This window comes from Cryobacterium sp. PH31-AA6 (assembly GCF_030063195.1).
In the GTDB taxonomy this organism is placed as follows: Bacteria; Actinomycetota; Actinomycetes; order Actinomycetales; family Microbacteriaceae; genus Cryobacterium.
The window spans coordinates 90,761-112,309 of sequence record NZ_JASISS010000002.1 but is presented as its reverse complement, the minus strand read 5'-3'; the positions used below and the strand labels follow the sequence as shown (position 1 = coordinate 112,309).

General features: G+C 65.2%; 18 protein-coding genes. 10 read left to right on the top strand and 8 right to left on the bottom strand.

Annotation, left to right across the window (positions count from 1 at the left end):
• The first annotated feature begins 206 nt into the window (after positions 1-206).
• Complete coding sequence (locus QMG61_RS02335) at positions 207-971, top strand: MIP/aquaporin family protein (protein WP_283492727.1); 765 nt, start codon at positions 207-209, stop codon at positions 969-971.
• An 87-nt stretch (positions 972-1,058) separates the two neighbouring features.
• Positions 1,059-2,573, top strand: coding sequence for a glycerol kinase GlpK (gene glpK, locus QMG61_RS02330; protein ID WP_283492726.1), 1,515 nt, complete (start codon positions 1,059-1,061; stop codon positions 2,571-2,573).
• Positions 2,574-2,583: 10 nt separating this feature from the next.
• Here glpK and trpD read toward each other — a convergent pair whose 3' ends face one another.
• The gene (gene trpD / locus QMG61_RS02325; protein ID WP_283492725.1) at positions 2,584-3,636 is read right to left on the bottom strand and encodes an anthranilate phosphoribosyltransferase; all 1,053 of its coding nucleotides are present in this window, start codon (positions 3,634-3,636) and stop codon (positions 2,584-2,586) included.
• Positions 3,637-3,781: 145 nt separating this feature from the next.
• Here trpD and ctaE point away from each other — a divergent pair, with 145 nt between their 5' ends.
• From ctaE to QMG61_RS02300, 5 genes are read left to right on the top strand one after another with little or no spacing between them, the layout of a single operon-like run.
• Positions 3,782-4,411 (top strand): aa3-type cytochrome oxidase subunit III, encoded by a 630-nt coding sequence (ctaE, locus tag QMG61_RS02320; protein WP_502846992.1) that lies wholly within the window; start codon positions 3,782-3,784, stop codon positions 4,409-4,411.
• A gap of 25 nt (positions 4,412-4,436) precedes the next feature.
• Positions 4,437-5,249, top strand: coding sequence for a cytochrome bc1 complex diheme cytochrome c subunit (gene qcrC / locus QMG61_RS02315; RefSeq protein WP_283492926.1), 813 nt, complete (start codon positions 4,437-4,439; stop codon positions 5,247-5,249).
• Between the two features lie 51 nt (positions 5,250-5,300).
• Positions 5,301-6,374 (top strand): cytochrome bc1 complex Rieske iron-sulfur subunit, encoded by a 1,074-nt coding sequence (gene qcrA, locus QMG61_RS02310; RefSeq protein ID WP_283492723.1) that lies wholly within the window; start codon positions 5,301-5,303, stop codon positions 6,372-6,374.
• Complete coding sequence (gene qcrB / locus QMG61_RS02305) at positions 6,371-7,990, top strand: cytochrome bc1 complex cytochrome b subunit (protein WP_502846991.1); 1,620 nt, start codon at positions 6,371-6,373, stop codon at positions 7,988-7,990. Before qcrA ends, qcrB begins: the two co-directional genes overlap by 4 nt.
• Before the next feature lie 30 nt (positions 7,991-8,020).
• On the top strand, positions 8,021-8,848 hold the full coding sequence (locus tag QMG61_RS02300; protein ID WP_283492722.1) for a methyltransferase domain-containing protein: 828 nt from the start codon (positions 8,021-8,023) through the stop codon (positions 8,846-8,848).
• 91 nt (positions 8,849-8,939) lie between these two features.
• On the opposite strand, the gene QMG61_RS02295 is transcribed toward QMG61_RS02300, so the two are convergent.
• The 5 genes from QMG61_RS02295 to QMG61_RS02275 form a co-directional block, all read right to left on the bottom strand.
• Positions 8,940-9,362 carry a cytochrome c oxidase subunit 4 gene (locus QMG61_RS02295; RefSeq protein WP_283492721.1) on the bottom strand — a complete coding sequence of 141 codons (423 nt, stop codon included), beginning with the start codon at positions 9,360-9,362 and terminating at the stop codon, positions 8,940-8,942.
• Positions 9,363-11,099, bottom strand: coding sequence for an aa3-type cytochrome oxidase subunit I (ctaD, locus tag QMG61_RS02290; protein ID WP_283492720.1), 1,737 nt, complete (start codon positions 11,097-11,099; stop codon positions 9,363-9,365).
• A 3-nt stretch (positions 11,100-11,102) separates the two neighbouring features.
• Positions 11,103-11,990, bottom strand: a complete 888-nt coding sequence (gene ctaC / locus QMG61_RS02285) for an aa3-type cytochrome oxidase subunit II (RefSeq protein WP_283492719.1) — start codon at positions 11,988-11,990, stop codon at positions 11,103-11,105.
• Positions 11,991-12,203: 213 nt separating this feature from the next.
• Positions 12,204-12,560 carry an iron-sulfur cluster insertion protein ErpA gene (gene erpA / locus QMG61_RS02280; protein ID WP_283492718.1) on the bottom strand — a complete coding sequence of 119 codons (357 nt, stop codon included), beginning with the start codon at positions 12,558-12,560 and terminating at the stop codon, positions 12,204-12,206.
• 177 nt (positions 12,561-12,737) lie between these two features.
• Entirely contained in the window at positions 12,738-14,168 is a 1,431-nt protein-coding gene (locus QMG61_RS02275; protein ID WP_283492717.1) for a dipeptidase, read from the bottom strand.
• A 37-nt stretch (positions 14,169-14,205) separates the two neighbouring features.
• Between QMG61_RS02275 and QMG61_RS02270 the strand changes: the two genes are divergently transcribed.
• Entirely contained in the window at positions 14,206-14,790 is a 585-nt protein-coding gene (locus QMG61_RS02270; protein ID WP_349357750.1) for a DUF3043 domain-containing protein, read from the top strand.
• Between the two features lie 57 nt (positions 14,791-14,847).
• Here the strand turns inward: QMG61_RS02270 and QMG61_RS02265 are convergent, their stop codons facing one another.
• Complete coding sequence (locus tag QMG61_RS02265) at positions 14,848-15,990, bottom strand: alkaline phosphatase family protein (RefSeq protein WP_283492716.1); 1,143 nt, start codon at positions 15,988-15,990, stop codon at positions 14,848-14,850.
• Between the two features lie 93 nt (positions 15,991-16,083).
• Between QMG61_RS02265 and QMG61_RS02260 the strand changes: the two genes are divergently transcribed.
• Positions 16,084-18,558: a DNA gyrase/topoisomerase IV subunit A gene (locus tag QMG61_RS02260; RefSeq protein WP_283492715.1), complete on the top strand. Its 2,475-nt coding sequence runs from the start codon at positions 16,084-16,086 to the stop codon at positions 18,556-18,558.
• Between the two features lie 19 nt (positions 18,559-18,577).
• On the top strand, positions 18,578-19,285 hold the full coding sequence (locus QMG61_RS02255) for an SDR family NAD(P)-dependent oxidoreductase (RefSeq protein ID WP_283492714.1): 708 nt from the start codon (positions 18,578-18,580) through the stop codon (positions 19,283-19,285).
• Positions 19,286-19,318: 33 nt separating this feature from the next.
• Here QMG61_RS02255 and QMG61_RS02250 read toward each other — a convergent pair whose 3' ends face one another.
• Complete coding sequence (locus tag QMG61_RS02250; protein ID WP_283492713.1) at positions 19,319-21,400, bottom strand: DNA gyrase/topoisomerase IV subunit B; 2,082 nt, start codon at positions 21,398-21,400, stop codon at positions 19,319-19,321.
• Positions 21,401-21,549 lie beyond the last annotated feature (149 nt).

Genomic DNA, 21,549 nt, shown 5'->3' with positions numbered 1-21,549 from the left:
GATTGGACGACGCGTCACAAGGAGCCGCGTTCGCATGCATGCAGGTTTCATTCCCAACCTACGCGCTGGAGCGTTCACCGGTAAGGGGTAAATAATGGCTCGGTCACCTGCCCATTCCGTTCATCCTGCCACCGCGCTATGGTGTTGCCAACCGCTCACCGCGAGGAGACGCCGCGGCGTCTTCAGCCTCACCAAGGAAGGTCAAAGTGGACAATATTGGAGTCGTGTTTTTGTCGGAGGTTGTGGGCACAGCGATGCTCATCCTTCTCGGTACCGGAGTCGTCGCCAACGTCGCCCTAGCGAAGAACAAGGGTGTCGGCGGTGGCTTCCTCATGGTGACCATCGGTTGGGGCCTTGCCGTCTTCGCCGGTGTCGTCGTCGCCTACAACTCCGGCGCGCACATCAACCCCGCTGTCACGCTCGGCCTGGTGGCCTCCGGCGCCACCGAGTTCGGCGCCGGAGTGCCCGTCACATTCCTGTCGGTGCTGGTGTACATCGCCGGCCAGATGTTGGGCGCCTTCCTTGGGGCCGTCGCCTGTTGGCTGGCCTACAAGCAGCACTTCGACCAGGAGCCGAACGCGGCCAACAAGCTGGGCGTGTTCTCGACCGGTCCGGCGATCCGGTCCTACGGCTGGAACCTCGTCACCGAGTTCATCGGCACCTTCGTGCTGGTGTTCGTGGTGCTCGCCTTCGGTGGCGGACGCCAGGGTGAAAACGGTGGTTTGGCAGCCCTCGGTGCCCTGCCGGTTGCGCTGCTGGTTATCGTGATCGGTACCTCGCTCGGCGGGCCGACCGGGTACGCGATCAACCCGGCCCGTGACCTCGGGCCCCGGATCGCGCACTTCCTGCTGCCGATCAAGGGCAAGGGTTCCTCCGACTGGGCCTACTCGTGGGTTCCCGTCGTCGGGCCGATCCTAGGCGGGCTGGCCGCCGGCTGGTCCTCCGCACTTCTCCTGCCGCTCCTCAACTAGCGCACCCACGGGCCGATTCAGATTCTGGATCGGCCCAGATTTTTTTGTGTCAGCCCATACAACGCGTCACACAATAAGGAGTTACCCATGGCTCAGTACGTAATCGCGATCGACCAGGGGACGACGAGTTCCCGCGCGATCATCTTCGACAAGGCCGGGTCGATCGTCTCGACCGGCCAGCTCGAGCATGAGCAGATTTTCCCCCAGGCCGGGTGGGTCGAGCACGACCCGATGGAGATCTGGAACAACACCCGTGAGGTGATCGGCCAGGCCCTCTCCAAGGCCAACCTCACCCGCCACGACATCGCCGCCGTCGGCATCACCAACCAGCGTGAGACCGCCGTGGTCTGGGATCGCACCACCGGTCTTCCCGTCTACAACGCCATCGTCTGGCAGGACACCCGCACCCAGCCGATCGTCGACCGGCTCGCCGCCGACGGCGGCGTCGAGCGGTTCAAGAAGCAGGTCGGCCTGCCCCTGGCGACCTACTTCTCCGGCACCAAGATCGTCTGGATCCTCGAGAACGTCGAGGGTGCCCGGGAGAAGGCCGACGCCGGCCAGCTGATGTTCGGCACGACCGACTCGTGGGTGCTCTGGAACCTGACCGGCGGGCTCGAGGGCGGCGTGCACGCGACCGACGTCACCAACGCCAGCCGCACCATGTTCATGGATCTGGAGACCCTGGCCTGGGACGACGACATCCTCGCCGCGTTCGACGTGCCCAAGTCGATGCTGCCCGAGATTCGCTCCTCCTCCGAGGTCTACGGCCACGTCAACGAGCACAGCCTGCTGCGCGAGACACCGATCGCGGGCATCCTCGGCGACCAGCAGGCGGCAACATTCGGCCAGGCCGCGTTCGACCAGGGTGAGGCCAAGAACACGTATGGCACCGGTAACTTCCTCATCTTCAACACCGGCACCGAGATCGTGCACTCCAAGAACGGTCTGCTCACCACGGTCGGCTACAAGCTCGGCGACGAGGCGCCGCACTACGCGCTCGAGGGCGCGATCGCCGTCACCGGGGCTCTCGTGCAGTGGCTTCGCGACAACCTGGGCATGATCAGCAGCTCCGGGGAGATCGAGACCCTGGCCAAGACCGTTGAGGACAATGGCGGCGCGTACTTCGTGCCGGCGTTCTCCGGTTTGTTCGCGCCGTACTGGCGTTCGGATGCCCGCGGCGCGCTGGTCGGTCTGACCCGGTTCGTGAACAAGGGTCACATCGCCCGGGCCGCACTCGAGGCGACGGCCTTCCAGACCCGGGAGGTGCTGGACGCGGTCAACGCGGACTCCGGGGTTCCGCTGACCGAGCTCAAGGTCGACGGCGGGATGATCGCCAACAACACGCTGATGCAGTTCCAGGCGGACATCCTGGGTGTCCCGGTCGTGCGTCCGGTCGTGGCCGAGACGACCGCGCTCGGCGCCGCCTACGCGGCCGGCCTCGCCGTCGGCTTCTGGAGCAGCCTCGACGAGCTCCGCGCCAACTGGCAGGAAGACAGCCGGTGGACACCAAAGATGGACGTCGCCGAGCGTGACCGCCTGCTGCGCAACTGGAAGAAGGCCGTCACCAAGACCTTCGGCTGGGTCGACGAGGACGTCAACTAGCCCCGCCGGGTCACACCCGGCTGGACGCCACCCACTCGGCGAGTTTGGCCGTGGCCGCACCGGAGTCGACAGCCTCCGCGGCCACGGCCATTTTCAGGCGGAAACGATCAAGAATGTTGACCTGCGCCTGGGCCGGGTCCTTGGCAAGATCGAAGGCAACCAGCCCGGCCGCCGCGTTCAGGAGCACGATGTCCCGCACCGCGTCGTCCTGACCGGCAAGCATCCTGTGCACGACCTCCGCGTTGTGCTCGGCATCGCCGCCGACCAGGTCGCTGATCTTTGACCGTTTGATGCCGAGATCTCGCGGATCGATGTCGTGTTCGGTGACCAGGCCGCGAGACACCTCCCAGATGTGACTGTGGCCGGTCGTGGTGAGCTCATCGAGGCCGTCGTCCCCGCGGAAAACGAGGGCGGTCGCGCCACGGGTCTGGAAGACGCCGACAATCAGCGGGACCCGGTCGAGACTGGCCACGCCCACGGCCGAGGCCTCCGGTCGCGCCGGGTTGCAGAGGGGACCAAGGAAGTTGAAGACCGTGGGAATGCCCAGCTCCTTCCGGGCGGTGGCCGCGTGACGAAACCCCGGGTGGAAGGCCGCGGCGTAAGCGAAAGTGATCCCGGCGGAGTCGAGGATGGCGGCGACCCTGTCCGGGGAGAGCGTGAGATCGATCCCGAGCGCCGCGAGCACGTCGGACGAGCCCGACGCGGAACTCGCAGCACGGTTACCGTGCTTGATCACCGGCACGCCGGCGCCGGCGCACACGATGGATGCCATGGTCGAGACGTTGACGGTACCGAAGCGATCCCCGCCCGTCCCCACGATGTCCAGCGCCATCGGGTTCACCGCCAGCGGCACGGCGTGTTCGAGGATGGCGTCCCGGAACCCCACGATCTCGTCGACCGTCTCCCCCTTTGCCCGCAACGCCACGAGGAATCCCGCGAGCTGTGCGGGGGTGGCCTCCCCCAGCATCACCTGTTCCATGCTCCATGCCGCATCGGAGACACTCAGGTCCTCTCCGGCGAGGAGGGCGCTGATCACATTGGGCCAGGACTGGAATTCGAGCATGGCACGATCGTAAGGGAGATCCGACGGCCACCCGAATTGGTGCTCCGGGGGCGTCTTTGTTCCAATCCGGTCACCAATCGCGGATTTGTGCGACAAGCACCCTCGGTTGAGCAAATTGCGGCGAGATATCGGCCATAATGGAACGGTGACGAGCCCTTCAATTACTTATTCAGCCACAGCGCCCGTGGTTAATCGGCCCAACAGCGTGGCTGTGGGCACCATCGTCTGGCTCGGTAGCGAGGTGATGTTCTTCGCCGGTCTCTTCGCGATCTACTTCACGCTCCGGTCGACATCGCCCGAACTGTGGCAGTTCGAGACGGAGAAGCACAACTTCTCCTTCGCCCTGGTCAACACCCTGATCCTCGTCACGTCCTCCGTGACGTGCCAATTCGGAGTCTTCGCCGCCGAACGTCTGCAGGCCAGGTCAACGGGCTGGAAGCCGAGCCAGTGGGGCATGGTCGAGTGGTTCTTCCTCACCTACGCGCTGGGTGCCATCTTCGTGTCAGGCCAGGTGCTCGAGTACGCCACCCTCGTGTCAGAAGGCGTCGCCCTGTCCAGCAACGCGTACGGCTCTGCCTTCTACATCACCACCGGGTTCCACGGCATCCACGTGACCGGCGGACTGATCGCATTCCTGCTCGTGATCGGCCGAGGCTTCGCGGTCAAGAACTTCGGCCACAAAGAGGCCACCAGCGCCATCGTCGTGTCGTACTACTGGCACTTCGTCGACGTCGTCTGGATCGGCCTGTTCCTCGTCATTTACGTTCTCAAATAGACATTCGAAAGTGGAAAACGCGCATATGACGACGATCAAGAAGCCAAAGAGTCCCAGCGGACGCAAGGCCGGCCGCCGCCACCCTCTGTCCAGCGTCGCGCTGATCGCCATCGGCCTACTGTTCACCGGCGGTGCCTATGCCGCGTTCAGCACGAGCACGGCCAGCGCCGAGACCAGCGCCAACTCCCAGCAGACCATCGGCGAGGGCAAGAAACTCTTCGCCGCCAACTGTGCAACCTGCCACGGCCTGGCCGCGCAGGGAACCGGGAGCGGGCCGAGCCTGATCGGCGTCGGCGCCGCCGCGGTGGACTTCCAGGTTGGCACCGGCCGGATGCCGATGCAGGTCAACGGACCACAGGCGGAGAAGAAGGCCGTTCAGTTCACGGACGAGCAGATCGCCACCCTCGCCGCTTACGTCTCCTCCCTGGCCCCCGGCCCCGGGTTGCCCGAGGCCAAGTTGCTCGACGAGAAGGGTGACGCAGCCAACGGCGCGGAGCTGTTCCGGATCAACTGTGCAATGTGCCACAACGTCGCCGGCGCCGGTGGAGCCCTCACCGAGGGCAAGTACGCTCCCGCGCTTGACGGGGTGACCTCCAAGCACATCTATGAGGCGATGGTCACCGGCCCGCAGAGCATGCCGGTCTTCAACGACATGAACATCTCCCCCGAGAGCAAGCGCGACATCATCACCTACCTCAAGTACCTCGAGAACAACCCTTCTCCCGGTGGCTACGCGCTCGGTTCACTCGGCCCGGTCTCCGAGGGACTGTTCCTCTGGATCTTCGGCCTGGGCACGATCGTCGCCCTGACCGTGTGGATCACGGCGAAATCAAACTGACCGGAACGGTCTCGACTAACGTGAATATGAAACTGCCGATGAAGGAGAACAATGGCCAAGGACGATAACAGCGGAAAGGATCTGGCCGCTGCTGACTCGTCGGGCGTCGGGCAGGAGGGAGCTCCAGCAGGCACCGTCGTCGTCGTCCGGGACGCCGTGGCCAACCCGGGCTTCCCGCCGCACCGCCCTCGCGTGACCGACGTCCAGCCGAGCGCGGAGCGCCGTGCCGAACGCACCGTGTACACGTTGTTCTACCTGTCGATCGTGGGCAGTGTCTTCGCCATCGCGGCGTACATGGCATTCCCGATCATTCCTGAGGACCCGGGTTCCGTTCGCACGAACAACCTCTTCATCGGCCTGGGTCTCAGCCTCGCGTTGATGGCCATCGGCATCGGGGCCGTGCACTGGGGCAAGGCCCTCATGTACGACCACGAGGGAATCGATGAACGACACCCGGTTCGCGGGTCGGAGGACACCCGCGCGCGGGCCGTCGAAATCTTCCAGGAGGCCGGTGAGGAATCCGGCATCGGACGTCGCACTCTGATCCGCAACAGCCTGATCGGCGCCCTCATCGCCTTCCCGCTGCCCGCCGTCGTCCTCTTCCGTGGACTCGGACCGCAGGACGACAACCCGGCGGCTCTGCTCAGCCACACCATGTGGAAGAAGGGCACCCGGCTGGCGCTTGACCCGACCGGCACCCCGATCAAGGCATCTGACATCACCCTGGGCTCCGCCTTCCACGTGATCCCCGAGGGGCTGCAGGATCTCGAGCACGGCAAACTGGAGGAGAAGGCCAAGGCCGCCGTTCTCCTGATGCGGCTCAAGCCGGAGGACCTCAATGAGCTGCCGGAGCGTGCGGGCTGGTCGTACGACGGAATCGTCGCCTACTCCAAGATCTGCACCCACGTCGGATGCCCGGTCGCGCTGTACGAGCAGCAGACCCACCACCTCCTCTGCCCCTGTCACCAGTCGCAGTTCGACGTGTCGAACCACTGTGAGGTCATCTTCGGACCGGCCAAGCGCCCGCTGCCGCAGTTGCCCATCGCCGTCGACTCTGAGGGTTATCTCATTGCACAGAGCGATTTCACTGAACCCGTTGGACCGAGCTTCTGGGAGCGGAATTGAGCACGTCAACTACGACCACTGATCTGGTCGAAACCAAGAAGTCCGGCGGCCTGACGGCCGCCGCCTCGAACTACATTGATGAGCGCACGAGCATCTCGACGGCGGTCAAGGAACTGGGCCGGAAGATTTTCCCGGATCACTGGTCCTTCCTTCTCGGTGAGGTCGCGCTGTACAGCTTCGTCATCATCCTGCTGTCCGGATCGTTCCTGACGTTCTTCTTCAGCGCTGCGATGACTCCGGTCGAATACGACGGCTCATTCGTGCCGTTGAAGGGCGTCGAAATGTCCGCGGCGATGTCGTCGTCACTCGACATCTCCTTCGACATCCGCGGCGGTCTGCTCATGCGCCAGGTGCACCACTGGGCCGCGCTGCTCTTCGTCGCGGCCATCGGCCTGCACATGCTCCGGATCTACTTCACCGGCGCCTTCCGCAAGCCTCGCGAACTGAACTGGGTGATCGGCTTCATCCTGTTCATCCTCGCCATGGCCGAAGGCTTCACCGGTTATTCCCTCCCCGATGACCTGCTCTCCGGTAACGGCCTGCGCATCATCGACGGAATGGTCAAGGGCATCCCGTTGGTCGGAACCTGGATCTCGTACCTGCTCTTCGGTGGAGAATTCCCCGGCGAGGCCATTGTCGGACGCCTGTACTCCCTGCATATCCTGCTGCTGCCGGCGATCATCGTCGCGCTCATCGCCATGCACCTCCTGTTCGTCGTCGTGCACAAGCACACCCAGTACCCCGGTGCGGGCCGCACGAACCAGAACGTTGTCGGCTACCCGGTACTCCCCGTCTACGCGGCCAAGGCCGGCGGCTTCTTCTTCATCGTCTTCGGTGTCGTGATGCTGATGGCGTCGTTGTTCACGATCAACCCGATCTGGAACTACGGACCATACGACCCCTCCCCCGTGTCCGCGGGAACCCAGCCGGACTGGTATATCGGTTTTGCCGACGGAGCCCTGCGACTGATCCCGCCGGGACTGGAATTCGTCTGGCTGGACCACACGTTCTCGTTCAACATCCTCATCCCCCTCGTTGCGCTCGGGCTGTTCATCCTCGTGGTGCTCATCTACCCGTTCATCGAGGCCTGGGTGACCGGGGACAAGCGGGAACACCACATCCTGGACCGCCCCCGCAACGCCCCGACCCGCACCGCCATCGGCGCGGCCGGCGTCACGTTCTACGCCGCCCTGTGGGCGACCGCATCCTCGGACATCATCGCGACGCACTTCAAGGTCACGATGGAAGGCGTCATCCACACGATGCAGTTCCTCACTCTCGTCGGCCCGTTCATCGCCTTCTTCATCGCCAAGCGAGTCTGCCTGGCCCTCCAGAAGAAGGACAGGGAGATCGTCCTGCACGGGTACGAGTCCGGTCGAATCGTTCGCCTGCCCGGCGGCGAATACATTGAGGTGCACCAGCCGATCGACGAGTACGAGCGCTGGAAACTGGTCAGCTACTCCGACTACAAGCCGCTGATGCTTCGCCCGAACGCGCAGGGCAAGATCACCACCGGTCAGAAGCTCCGCGCCGGCATGTCACGCTGGTTCTTTGAGGATCGGATCGAACCGGTCGGCACCACGGAACTCGAACGGTCCCACGGCGACCACCACTAGGCAACAGCCTCAACCACAGATCGGGCATCGATGTCCCTCCAGACCCTGTCGGAGTGGCTTCGGTGCCCGATCTGTTTTCTCCCCCTCGAGCCCGGGGGAACCCTGGTCCTGCTCTGTGCGAACGGTCACGCCTACGACGCCAATAAGCGCGGCTTCGTTTCCCTGGCCGGAGCCTCCCGACGCCTGATCGGCGACAGCGCGGAGATGCTCGACGCGAGAGACACCTTCCTGGCCGCCGGCTGGTACCAATCCCTGCGGGACAACCTCGGTGATCTGGTCGCGCGGGAAGAGCCCGCCCGGCTGCTCGATATCGGCTGCGGTACCGGCTACTACCTCCGCGGTGTGCTCGAACGGCTACCGGACACCAGGGCCCTGGCTATGGACCTCTCCCCCGTCGCCGTGGCTCGCACGGTCGCCGGCCAGGGCCAGGTTGACGGCCTGGTTGCCGACGTCTGGTCGCCGATTCCCGTTCGCGACGCCGCGGTCGACGTCATCCTCAATGTTTTCGCCCCGCGCAATCCCTCCGAGTTCCACCGGATGCTCCGAAGCGGCGGTCTTCTCGCGGTCGTCGTGCCCCAGGAGACGCATTTGCAGGAGCTCCGAGCCGCCGGGCTGGCCCTGGGCGTGCAGGCCAACAAGAGTGCTCAACTGGCCGCGACCCTGGACGCGCACTTCGTCCTGGAAACCCGTCAGGCGACCACCCGGATACTCAGCCTCGACCCCGGCCAGGTCTCCAGCCTCGTCGGCATGGGCCCATCGGCGCATCACACGGATGCCGCCACCCTGGCGGGCGAGCCCGATGCCGAGCGCCCCGTGACCGTTGCCGTCGAGCTGCTCGGCTTCCGTCGCCGCGACTGACCACTGGTTCCGTTCGTCTTCCGGGTACGCAAACGGCGCCCGGACGATGTCGCGGGCGCCGTGTGCAGATGGCCGAGGCCGTGGTACGGATCTAACGGGCGAACATGCCCCGGTAGTACTCGTAGACCCAACCGACCAGGCTGATCAGGCCGATACCCACGGCGATGATGGAGATCCAGACACCGACGGCAAGGCCGAGGAACAGCAGTGCGGCGCTGCCGGCGAGCAGGATCGGCCACCAGCTCCACGGGCTGAAGAAGCCCACCTCGGGGTCGCCGTCGTCGATGTTCGCGTCCAGTCGGTCCTCAGGGAGTTCCCCGCCCTGGGCGTTGTGCACCCGGCTGAGATAGAAAGCGACAAAACTGACGAAGACCGCGCAGAGCCCCAGGGCGAAGGTGCCCGCCCATTCGACGCTGTGCTGCTTGGGATCAAGCAGACCCCACACGGTGTACGCGACGGAGACGACGACGAAGAAACCCGAGAGAATCCAGAGCAGGTTGACGTTGGCTCTCATTTACTTCACCTTGTTCGAAGCTGCGTCGTACGTGGGGGCATCCGGGGCGTCCTTGCCCGGTCCGATCCCGACGGGCATGGCCACCTCGGGATGGTTCAGGTCGAACGCAGGGCGCTCGGACCGGATCCGCGGGATCGAGGTGAAGTTGTGACGCGGCGGCGGGCAGGACGTCGCCCATTCCAGCGACGCTCCGAAGCCCCACGGGTCATTCACGGTGACGAGCGGCGCCCTACGGGCAGTGATGTAGACGTTCAGGAAGAACGGGATCATCGAGACGGCGAGGATCATCGCGCCGATCGTGGAGAGCTGATTCATCCAGGTGAAGCCGTCTTCGGGCGAGTAGGACGCGTACCGACGGGGCATGCCCACGACTCCCAGCCAGTGCTGCACGAGGAACGTGGTGTGGAAACCGATGAAGAGAAGCCAGAAGTGCCACTTGCCGAGGCTCTCGTTGAGCATCTTTCCGGTCCACTTGGGCCACCAGAAGTAGAAACCACTGAACATGGCGAAGACGACCGTTCCGAAGATGACGTAGTGGAAGTGCGCCACGACGAAGTACGTATCGGAAACATGGAAGTCCAGCGGAGGAGATGCCAGGATCACACCGGTCAGACCACCGAAGGTGAAGGTGACGAGGAAGCCGAGCGCCCAGAGCATCGGGGTTTCGAAGGTCAACGACCCTCGCCACATCGTGCCGATCCAGTTGAAGATCTTCACGCCGGTCGGTACCGCGATGAGCATGGTCATCAGGGAGAAGAACGGGAGCAGAACCGAGCCGGTGACGTACATGTGGTGAGCCCACACGGCTACGGACAGCGCGGCAATGGAGATGGTCGCGTAGATCAGGGTCTTGTAGCCGAAGATCGGCTTACGGCTGAAGACCGGGAACACCTCGGACACGATGCCGAAGAACGGCAGGGCGATGATGTACACCTCGGGGTGCCCGAAGAACCAGAACAGGTGCTGCCAGAGAATGGCACCGCCGTTGGCTGGATCGTAGATGTGGGAGAGGAAGATGCGGTCGGAGGCAGCGGCGAGGAGCGCTGCGGCGAGCACCGGGAATGCCATCAGGACGAGGATGGAGGTGACCATCGTGTTCCAGGTGAAGATCGGCATCCGGAACATTGTCATGCCGGGGGCGCGCATGGTGATGATCGTGGTGATGAAGTTCACGGCGCCGAGAATGGTACCGAAACCCGACAGGCCCAGGCCCACCATCCATAGGTTGCCGCCGACCCCTGGCGAGAACGTCGTGCTCGCCAACGGTTGATAGGCGAACCAGCCGAAGGACGCCGCTCCCTGCGGGGTCAGGAACCCGCCGACGGCGATCAGGCTGCCGAAGAAGAATGCCCAGAAGGAGAACGCGTTGAGCCGCGGGAACGCGACGTCAGGCGCGCCGATCTGAAGCGGCATCAGCGAGTTCGCGAAACCGAAGAACAACGGCGTCGCGAACATCAGCAGCATGATCGTGCCGTGCATGGTGAAGAGCTGGTTGTACTGTTCCTTCGTCTGGACGACCTGCAGGCCGGGCTCGAACAGCTGGGCCCGGATTACGAGCGCCATCACGCCGGCGAGGCAGAAGTAGACGAAGGAGGTGATCAGGTACATGTACCCGATGACCTTGTGGTCGGTGGAGGTGATCCACCGGACGAGGATGTTGCCCTTGCGGTCGACGCCCGAAACACGTCTGGGCGCGGCCGGAGCCGTCGGGGCGGTGGGAGCTGTGGTGGTACTCATGGCCTAGTTGCCCTCCTGAACCGTCGGGGCGGTCGTGCCCGGGAGATTTTGGTTGCGGTTGTAGCCGTTGTCGAGCTGGCCAACGCTTCCGGCCACCCGCAGCGACTGGATGTAGGCCTCGTAGTCGGCTTCGGAGACGACCTTCACCTTGAACAGCATCAGGGAGTGGTACTCGCCGCACAACTCGGCGCACTTGCCGGAGTAGGTGCCGATTCGCTCCGGGATGACCGACATGTAGTTGGTCTTGCCGGGAATCATGTCCTTCTTGTACAGGAAGTCGATGACCCAGAAGGAGTGGATGACGTCCCGGGATTCGAGTGCCAATTCGATCTTTTTGCCGACGGGGAGCACGAGGGTGGGGATTTCGGACTCGACCAGCGAGCCCTTGGCTCCCTCCAGATCGGGCTGACCCTGGATGCCGGAAGAGTAGACGTCTTCATTGACATAGTTGAAGTCCCAGGCCCACTGCTTGCCGATGACCTCGATCTTCACGTCGGGTGAGTCGAAGCGCGCCTCGATGGCGGCCTGGTCACGCGCGGTGAAGGCGAAGAAGCCCAGCACGAGGATGAGCGGTACGACCGTGTAGAAGATCTCGATCGGCATGTTGTAGCGAAGCTGGACCGGGAGGCCGGTCTGCCCCTTCCGGCGCCGATAGACGACGACGGTCCAGATGATCAGGCCCCAGGTGATCAGTCCGACGACGAGCAGGACGATCCAGGAGGTGGTCCAGAGCCCGCCGATTCGGTCGGTCTGGTTGGTCACCGCCGGTTGACCTTCTTCGAAGCCGGGGAGAAAGCCGTGAAGCTGGGCTTGGGTGCATCCCGACAGAACAATGGCCAACGACGCTGCGATCGGAATAGCAGCCCATCGGAGACGATGGTTTTTGCGCACCAGTAACCTTTCGGGGAAGACTCGACGACACTTCACTGGAAGTGCATTTCTAGTTTCACAGCCTACTGCGAGAGACGCCGCGGGATGTGCATGAACGCGGTCGGTCGGATAACGAATTCGCCCCCAGTCGCTGTTTTAAACGACAACGCCCCCTGCCGGAAGGAATCACGCGCGATCAAAGCACGGAATCCGGCAGGGGGCGGGGTCGAACGATCAGCTGAAGGAGTCGCCGCAGGCGCAGCTTCCGCCGGCATTCGGGTTGTCGATCGTGAAGCCCTGCTTCGCAATGGTGTCTTCGAAGTCGATGGATGCCCCATCGAGGTAGGGAACGCTCATCTTGTCGACGACGACCTCAACCCCGTCGAAGTCGACGAGGGCGTCGCCTTCCAGAACGCGCTCGTCGAAGTAGAGCTGATAAATCAGGCCGGAACAGCCACCCGGCTGCACGGCGACGCGCAGTCGGAGGTCCTCGCGGCCTTCCTGGGCAAGCAGGCTGCGAACCTTCTGGGCGGCAGTGTCGCTGAGGCCCACGCCGTGGGCTGCGGTGCTGGTGGCGATGGTGTCGGTCATGCTGCTCCTCATTACTTTCGCGTCGGTAGGGTCCCGTCACGGCGCTGCTGTCTGTCGGTGGGGTCGCACGTTCCGGCCTTGGGCTGGGACGCACGATTCACCACCGCGATTGTACCTAGGTAAACGGTTAAAGCACCTCCGAAATTCCCGATCCGGTCGTCGATCGCTCCGGCGCGATCAGGGAGTCTCCGGGCGTACCTTCTGATTGAGCCGGTTGAGCAGGAGAGCTTCGCTGAGAACGGAGCGTTTGAAGACTCCCAGATGCAGTGATTCGTTGGGGCTGTGCGCCCGTGAATCGGGGTCTTCGACACCGGTCACGAGAATCTGTGCCTCAGGGAAAACGCGTACGAGGTCGGCAATGAAGGGGATCGATCCGCCGACGCCGATGTCGACCGGCTCGCGTCCCCAGGCTTCTGCCATGGCCAGCCGAGTCTCCGTGACAGCCCAGCCGCTGGTGTCGACGAGGAAGGCCTCTCCGGTGTCGACGTCGTCGATCGAGATCTGCGCGCCGAACGGGGCGTTGGCCCGCAGGTGTTTCTCCAGCGCGGTGAACGCGGCCGCTGCCGGTTGGCCGGGGGCGATCCGAGTGCTCAGCCGCACAGAGATGACGGGCGAGAGGGTGTTGGACGCGTTGGCGACGCTCGGCGCGTCGATTCCGGTGATCGTGATCGACGGTTGAGACCAAATCCGGCTGAGGACGGACCCGTGTCCGATCGGCTGCACCCCCGCTGTCAGACCGGTCTCCTGACGGAGCTGGTCCTCCGAATAGTCGGGTGTCGCGGCGTCATGGCTGGTCAGTCCGGACACGGCCACCGAGCCGTCGTCGGCGTAGAGGGTGTCCAGCAGGCGCACGGTCGCCATCATCGCGTCGGGAACCGCTCCCCCGAACATGCCCGAATGGGAGGCATGGTCGAGCGTGCGGACCGTGAGCCTGAACGTCACGTTGCCGCGCAACGCGATGGTCAGGGCCGGCGTGTCGATGTCCCAGTTGTTGGAGTCCGCGACCACGATGGCGTCGGCGCGCAGCGCCTCGGTGTTCTCCTCCAGGAAGGTCGCGAAGGAACGACTGCCGAATTCCTCTTCACCCTCAATGAACAGGGCGAGTCCGAGGTCGAAATCGGGGCCGGCCGAGTCGACGAGCGCTCGGATCGACGCGATGTGGGCCATCACGCCCGCCTTGTCGTCGGCGGCACCGCGCCCGTAGAGGCGGTCTCCGCGCACGGTCGGTTCGAAGGGCAGCGATTCCCAGTCCTCGTCGTTGCCGGGCGGCTGCACGTCATGGTGCGCGTAGAGAAGGACGGTCGGACGCCCGTTCCTGGCCCGCCGGGTGGCGAGCACGGCAGGCTGACCCAGTTCGGTGCCGCCGGGGACGCCGGCCTGCTTGATCTCGACGGAGTCGAAAACGCCCAGGCCCCGGGCGAGTTCGGCCACCATCTCGGCGCTGGCGGCCACCTGGCCGCGGTCAAAGGCATCCCAGGACACCGAGGGCACTCGCACAAGGGCGCAGAGATCCGCGATCGTCGATGGCAGTCCTTGGAGCACGGCGGCGCGGATGCCGGCATCGCCGGCGGTCGACGAAATCGGGTCTGTTTCTGGAATATCGGTCATCGGGTAATCTTAAGGCAACCAATTGCAAGGAACTGATGTGGCTAAGCCTGTGAACCCAGACGCACAACCCTCGATGGAGTCCGTGGAGGAGACCAAAGCCCGCCTTGCGGCCGGTAAAGGGCAACCGACGCCCAGCCGCAAACAGCAGGAGGCGTTGAACAAGCGTCCACTGGTGCCCGGCGACCGCAAGCTCGCCGCCAAGCAGGCCAGGGGCAAGGCCGCAGAGGCCAGGGACCGCGCCAGACTCGGCATGGCCGCCGGCGACGATCGTTTCCTGCCGCAGCGCGAACGAGGCCCGCAGAAGCGTTACGTTCGGGACTATGTCGACGCTCGCTTCAACGTGGGCGAATTCATGATCCCGATCATGTTCCTCGTCATCCTGCTGACGTTCTTTCCTGACCCGATGGTTCAGACCTATGGCATCGTCGCGCTGTGGGCGTTCTTCCTGGTCGCCGTCGTCGATGGTGTCATTCTCGGTTTCAGCCTCACCCGCAAGGTGAAGGCCAAATTCGGCGAGAGCAAGGCAGAGCGGGTTCGCTGGTATGCCGCGATGCGGGCGCTCCAGTTGCGTCCGATGCGTCTGCCGAAACCGCAGGTCAAGCGCGGGCAGTACCCGGCCTGACCACCCGTGCCCGTCCGGATACGTGTCCCCGAGGGACGCCCGGGCGGACCCACGTCGTCAGGCCGCGTGGGCGCCGAGCCTGATCAACGGCACCCGGAGTTCCTCGTCGGTGAGTGACCCGTGCTGGCCCACCATGTTTCGTGCCGACTGGTTCGGCTCGCGCGAGTCGTAGTAGGCGACGAGTTTGCGGGCGGCGACGATCAGGTCTCCGATTCTTGGCGCGACCTCCGGCGCGACCGTTCCGAACAACCCGGCCTCCACTGCCTCGTCGCGGGTGAAGACCCAGGCGCGTTCACCTTCGACGTCTCGCCACGACTCGGCCAGGGCGGACGCCTCGTCGGCCCTGGCCGGCTCGAGGTAAAGCTGCACGCACCGGGGATCTCCACCGATGTGGCGGACACCGTCCACGAGTTCGGGAACGGTGTCGAAGAGCACGTGCCGGGTGGCGGGAACGTCGATGATCCCGTGGTCGGCGGTGAGTAGCAGTCCCTCGTCGCGCTTGAGTCCGGCCGCGAAGCGGGCGATGGCGGAATCGAGGGCCTCCAGCTCAGCCAGCCACCTCGCCGACTCCCAGCCGTGCGCGTGCGCGGCCATGTCAAGTTCGGGGATGTAGAGGTAGACGAGTGCCCGCGGTTCGGAATCGAGGAGCGCCCGGGCGGCCGCGAAGCGGTCGGCGAGAGTCTCGGCTGCGACATACCGGGCGCCGCGGAGCACGGCCAGGGTGAAGCCCGAGGTCGTGTACCGTTTCGGGCCGATGGCAAAGCTGGGCACGCCCTCATCCGCGGCGCGCTCGAAGACCGTGCGCTCCCGCTGCCAGACGGCCGGATCCATGCCGTCGTCCCAGCCGGTGAGCTGGTTCACAACCCGGTCCCGTGCCGCATCCCGGACGCGGTAGCCGACCAATCCGTGACGACCGGGCTCGACCCCGGTGGTGAGGGTGGCGATGCCGGCGGCGGTGGTGGCTGGGAATACCCCGTCGAGCACACCGGCTTTGGTGAGGTGTGCGCTGAGAAATCGCGCGTGCCCGGCCCGCGCCCGGAGCTGGCCGACCCCGAGTCCGTCGGCCAGGACCACGACGGTCCTGGCTCCAGAGCCCAGACTGAGGGCATTGGGCCGGTCGAGGATCGCGGAGAGTGAACTTGTCAGAACGTCGGCAAGCCGCAGGGTGCTGAATTGACGGGCCGGTAGCATGGGGGGCATCCGGCCAATTCTGACATAGACCCAGGCCGCACGTTCCAGCACCCACCCGAAAGTGCCTGCCCAGCGCATGGCACGCCTCAACAGAATTCACGAATGAGCCGTTCAAGCAGCACGCCGCCCGCCGAGATCACCGAGCGCATCGAAGACGTCGACGTGTCGACCGAGATGCAGGGGTCCTTCCTCGAGTACGCGTACTCCGTGATCTACTCGCGCGCGCTCCCCGATGCCAGGGACGGGCTCAAACCCGTGCAACGTCGAATTCTCTATCAGATGAGCGAAATGGGGCTCCGCCCTGATCGCGGCCATGTGAAGAGCGCACGCGTGGTGGGCGAGGTCATGGGCAAGCTCCACCCCCACGGCGACACCGCCATCTACGACGCCCTGGTGCGAATGGCGCAGGCGTTCACCCTGCGTGTTCCCCTGATCGACGGACACGGCAATTTCGGTTCGTTGGACGACGGTCCGGCCGCGCCGCGGTACACCGAGGCGCGCCTGGCCGCGCCGGCACTCGCCATGACGGAGCACCTCGACGAGGACGTCGTGGACTTCGTGCCCAACTACGACAACCAGCTCACCCAGCCGGATGTCCTGCCGGCCGCCTACCCGAACCTGCTCGTCAACGGCGCGAGCGGCATCGCCGTCGGCATGGCCACGAACATGGCGCCGCACAACCTGATCGAAGTCGTCGGCGCGGCCAGGCATCTCCTGGCGCACCCTGACGCGACGCTCGACGACCTGATGGAATTCGTTCCGGGTCCCGATCTGCCGACCGGTGGAACCATTGTCGGCCTCGCCGGCATCAAGGACGCCTACGCCACCGGACGCGGCAGTTTCAAAACCCGCGCCCGGGTTTCCGTCGAGGCGATCACCGCCCGGAAGGCCGGCCTGGTCGTCACCGAACTGCCCTATCTCGTCGGCCCGGAGCGGGTCATCGAGAAGATCAAGGACGGGGTCAACTCCAAAAAGCTCAGCGGCATCTCGGATGTCACGGACCTCACCGACCGGACAAAGGGGCTCCGCCTCGTCATCGGGATCAAGACCGGGTTCAGCCCGCAGGCCGTGCTCGAGCAGCTTTACCGCGTCACCCCGCTCGAGGACTCCTTCAACATCAACGCCGTCGCCCTCGTCGACGGCGGCCCGCAGACTCTGGGTCTGCGCGAACTCCTCATGGTCTACGTCGGCCACCGGATCGAGGTCGTCACACGCCGGTCGGCGTATCGTCTCGCCAGGCGCAAGGAACGCCTGCACCTCGTTGAGGGTCTTCTCGTGGCCATCCTCGACATCGACGAGGTCATCCAGGTCATCCGCGCGAGCGATGACAGCGAACAGGCCCGCACCCGCCTGATCGACGTCTTCGACCTGAGTCAGATCCAGGCCGAGTACATCCTCGAGCTGCGGTTGCGGAGGCTGACCCGCTTCTCCCGGATCGAGCTGGAGACGGAGCGCGACCAGTTGCTCGCGGAGATCGCCGCGCTCGAAAAGCTGCTCGGCAGCAAGCAGGCCATCCGCACCCTGGTCTCTGACGAGCTCGCCACGGTGGCCGAGAAATTCGGCACCCCCCGGCGAACCGTGCTCACCGAGGCCAGGCCGAGCATCGCCGGCGCGGCCGCCAAGCGCACGGCCGCCATCCTTGAGGTGACCGACACCCCGACCCGGATCTACCTGAGCACGACCGGCCGGATCGCCCGGGTCGACCTGCCGACCACCGACGAGGCTCAGACCGACCGGATCGTCCCGGCTCAGCGCCGCAGCAAGCACGACGCGATCCTCTCCAGCCTGGCAGCCACCAGCCGAACCGAGGTGGGTGCGGTGACCAGCCTGGGTCGTCTCATCCGTTTCTCGCCGGTGGACCTGCCCGTGATGCCGCCGACCTCGATCCAGCTGGCGGCGGGCGTGCGCATCGGTGACTACCTCGCCCTGTCGAACCGGGACGAAAAGGTGCTCGCCCTGGTCTCCCTCGACTCCGACAAGGCGATCGCCCTCGGCACGCGCCTGGGCGTCGTGAAGCGGGTCACCCCTGGAGACTGGGCGAATAAACCCGACTTCGAGATCATCGCGTTGAAGCCGAAGGATGTGGTCGTCGGGGCCGTGCAGGGGTCGGAGGCCGACGAACTCGTCTTCATCGCCTCCGATTCCCAGCTGCTGCGGTTCCCGGCCGGTTCCGTTCGACCGCAGGGCCGCACCGCGGGCGGCATGGCCGGGATGAAGCTGGTCGATGACGCCCGGATCATCTACTTCACCAGCGTGGCGCCCGAATGCGCGGATTCCGCGGTCGTCGCCACCATCGCCACCGGCAGCCAGACGCTTGCCGGCACAGACCCGGGCAGCGCCAAGGTGTCTGACTTCGCCGAATACCCGGCCAAGGGCCGGGCCACCGGCGGGGTGCGTTCACAGCGCTTCCTCAAGGGCGAAGACAACGTGTCCGTCGCCTGGGTCGGACCACTTCCGGCTCGCGCCGTGGGACCGGACGGTTCCCCGCGGACCCTTCCGGAGACGGGCTCCCGTCGGGACGCATCCGGCGCGATGCTCGATGCCGTGATCGGCTCGATCGGCGCGCAGATCGGCTGAACCGCGCTACGGTGAGGAAATGACGCTCATCCAGGATTCGGTTGTTCTTGTCGTCGGCGCCTCCGGGGGTCTCGGTCGGGAAATCGCGCGGTTGCTCGCCGACGGCGGAGCCCGCGTCATCCTGAGTGGGCGTGACCGCACGAAACTGGAGGCTCTCGGCATCCCCGGGACCGTTCTGGTTGCAGACCTCAACGATCCCGAGGCGATCGGGGACCTCGTCGCCGCCGCGGTCAGCGTGCACGGCCGCCTTGACGGCATTGTGAACGCGGCGGGGGTCGTCGCTTTCGGTCCGGCTTCCGCGCTGAGCGATGCCACGCTGACCGAGCTTTTCGCCGTCAATACCCTGGCGCCGATCCGCCTCCTGCGGGCCTCGATCGAGGCTCTGACCCTTTCGGCGGAGCAGGGGCGGGATCCGTTTGTGCTCACCATCAGCGGGGTCGTGAGCGAGAGCCCAACAGCCAATCTGGCCGCCTACTCCGCCTCGAAGGCCGGTCTCGCGGCGTTCGGTCAGGCGGCCGCCCGGGAGCTGCGCCGCGTGGGGATCCGAATCGTGGACGCACGTCCGGGGCACACCGAAACGGCCCTGTCCACGCACCCGATATCCGGGACCGCGCCTCGTTTCCCCTCGGGCCATGAGCCCGCCGCCGTCGCACAACGCCTCGTTGAAGCCATCGTCGGCGGCGAACGTGACGTGCCGAGCACGGCCTTCCTCGCGATGGGCGATTGACCCCGCGCCGACCCTCTCAGGGGCCGACTCGTCTCAGACGTCGATCCGGTCGCGGCTGAGCTTGTCCGAACTGTCGATGATGAACTCCTTACGCGGGGCGACGTCGTTGCCCATCAGGAGCTCGAACACCTTTCCGGCCATCTCCGCGTCGGCCACGCGAACCCGGCGCAGGGTGCGGTGTGCCCGTTCCATTGTGGTCGTCGCCAGTTGGTCGGCATCCATCTCGCCGAGGCCCTTGTAGCGCTGGATCGGGTCCTGATAGCGCTTTCCGCTTTTCTTCAGTCCGCTCAGCACCCCCTGAAGCTCGGTCTCCGAGTAGGTGTAGATCGTCTCGTTGGGCTTGCTGCCGGGGTTCATCACCACAACCCGGTGCAGCGGCGGCACCGCGGCGAAGACGCGACCCTCGGTGATCATGGGGCGCATGTACCGGAAGAAGAGCGTGAGCAGGAGGGTGCGGATGTGCGCGCCGTCGACATCCGCGTCACTCATGATGATGACCTTGCCGTATCGGGCGGCCGACAGGTCGAAGCTACGGCCCGAGCCGGCTCCGATGACCTGGATGATCGAGGCGCATTCCGTGTTCGAGAGCATGTCGGACACGGACGCCTTCTGCACGTTCAGGATCTTCCCCCGGATTGGCAGGAGCGCCTGATGTTCGCTGTCCCTGGCGAGCTTGGCGGTGCCGAGCGCGGAGTCGCCCTCCACGATGAACAGCTCGCTCGTGGTCACATCGTTGCTGCGGCAGTCGACCAGTTTCGCCGGCAGCGAGGAACTCTCGAGCGCGTTCTTGCGCCGCTGGGTCTCCTTGTGTGCGCGCGCGGAAATTCGCGACTTCATCTCGGCCACGATCTTGTCAAGCACGACGGCCGCCTGGGTCTTGTCGTCGCGCTTCGGGGACACGAAACGCTCGTTCATGGCCTGGGCGACGACGTTCGCCACGATGGCGCGCACCGCGGGTGTTCCGAGCACTTCCTTGGTCTGGCCTTCGAACTGTGGTTCGGGAAGTCGAACGGTGAGCACGGCGGTCAGGCCGGCCATCACATCGTCCTTTTCCAGCTTGTCCGATCCCATCTTGAGCCGGCGGGCGTTCAGCTCCACCTGGGAACGGAGAAATTTCAACAGGCCGGCGTCGAAGCCTGCCTGGTGAGTGCCGCCCTTCGGCGTGGCGATGATGTTCACGAAGCTGCGCACGACGGTGTCGTAGCCCGTCCCCCACCGGAGCGCGATGTCGACGGCGCAATCCCGGGTCAGCTCGGTCGGCACCATGGCGCCCTTGTCTGTCAGTACGGGCACGGTCTCGGTGAAGCTGCCATTCCCACTCAGCCGCCAGGTGTCGGTGATCGGCGTGTCGGTCGCGAGGTGGTCGACGAACTCCGAGATGCCCCCGTCGAACTGGAAGGATTCCCGCGCTGCATCCGCGGTGCGCCGGTCGTCGATGTCGATGGCGAGGCCGGGGACGAGGAACGCGGTTTGCCTGGCCCGGTCGAGGAGTTCCTCGGTCTGGAACGAGGCACCCTTGGTGAAGATCTGGCGGTCGGCCCAGTAGCGCACCCGGGTTCCGGTGACGCCACGCTTCACCTTGCCGATCACCCGGAGCTCGCTCTGCTTCTCGAACGGGGTGAACGGCGCGTCGGGGCTCTTCTCCCCCGCGTCCGAGAAAATACCGGGTTCGCCCCGGTGAAACGACATGGCCCAGGTTTTTCCGTCGCGGTCGACCTCGACGTCGAGGCGTTCAGAGAGGGCGTTGACCACGGACGCGCCGACGCCGTGCAGTCCGCCGGACGCCGCATAGGAGCCGCTGCCGAACTTGCCGCCGGCGTGCAGCTTGGTGAAAACGACCTCGACGCCGGTCAGTCCGGTCTTGGGCTCGATGTCCACGGGGACGCCGCGCGCCGTGTCCCGGACCTCGACGCTCTCATCGGGGTGGAGAACAATGTCGATCCGTGAGCCGAACCCGCCGAGCGCCTCATCGACCGAGTTGTCGATGATCTCCCAGAGGCAGTGCATGAGGCCTCGGGAGTCCGTCGAGCCGATGTACATACCGGGGCGTTTGCGAACCGCTTCGAGCCCCTCGAGTACCGACAGGTGGCGCGCGGAATAGTCTGAAGAGCTCACAACGCTCAAGAATACCGGCCGCAGGGCCTCCTTCCCCCCACCAACACCCGGCCGGAATGGTCTACGCGGTGAGCGAAATGCAACCAAACACAGTCGAAAAGCCGGGCCGACCGTGTTTACATGGAGCACAAGCAAAATTGGTATCACTT

What these genes read in the sequence shown, in the direction of transcription:
- glpK (WP_283492726.1), top strand. Translation starts at nt 1,059, where the DNA reads ATGGCTCAGTACGTAATCGCGATCGACCAGGGGACGACGAGTTCCCGC.
- trpD (WP_283492725.1), bottom strand. Translation starts at nt 3,636, where the DNA reads ATGCTCGAATTCCAGTCCTGGCCCAATGTGATCAGCGCCCTCCTCGCC.
- qcrC (WP_283492926.1), top strand. Translation starts at nt 4,437, where the DNA reads ATGACGACGATCAAGAAGCCAAAGAGTCCCAGCGGACGCAAGGCCGGC.
- qcrA (WP_283492723.1), top strand. Translation starts at nt 5,301, where the DNA reads ATGGCCAAGGACGATAACAGCGGAAAGGATCTGGCCGCTGCTGACTCG.
- QMG61_RS02300 (WP_283492722.1), top strand. Translation starts at nt 8,021, where the DNA reads ATGTCCCTCCAGACCCTGTCGGAGTGGCTTCGGTGCCCGATCTGTTTT.
- QMG61_RS02295 (WP_283492721.1), bottom strand. Translation starts at nt 9,362, where the DNA reads ATGAGAGCCAACGTCAACCTGCTCTGGATTCTCTCGGGTTTCTTCGTC.
- ctaD (WP_283492720.1), bottom strand. Translation starts at nt 11,099, where the DNA reads ATGAGTACCACCACAGCTCCCACCGCCCCGACGGCTCCGGCCGCGCCC.
- erpA (WP_283492718.1), bottom strand. Translation starts at nt 12,560, where the DNA reads ATGACCGACACCATCGCCACCAGCACCGCAGCCCACGGCGTGGGCCTC.
- QMG61_RS02275 (WP_283492717.1), bottom strand. Translation starts at nt 14,168, where the DNA reads ATGACCGATATTCCAGAAACAGACCCGATTTCGTCGACCGCCGGCGAT.
- QMG61_RS02265 (WP_283492716.1), bottom strand. Translation starts at nt 15,990, where the DNA reads ATGCCCCCCATGCTACCGGCCCGTCAATTCAGCACCCTGCGGCTTGCC.
- QMG61_RS02260 (WP_283492715.1), top strand. Translation starts at nt 16,084, where the DNA reads ATGAGCCGTTCAAGCAGCACGCCGCCCGCCGAGATCACCGAGCGCATC.
- QMG61_RS02255 (WP_283492714.1), top strand. Translation starts at nt 18,578, where the DNA reads ATGACGCTCATCCAGGATTCGGTTGTTCTTGTCGTCGGCGCCTCCGGG.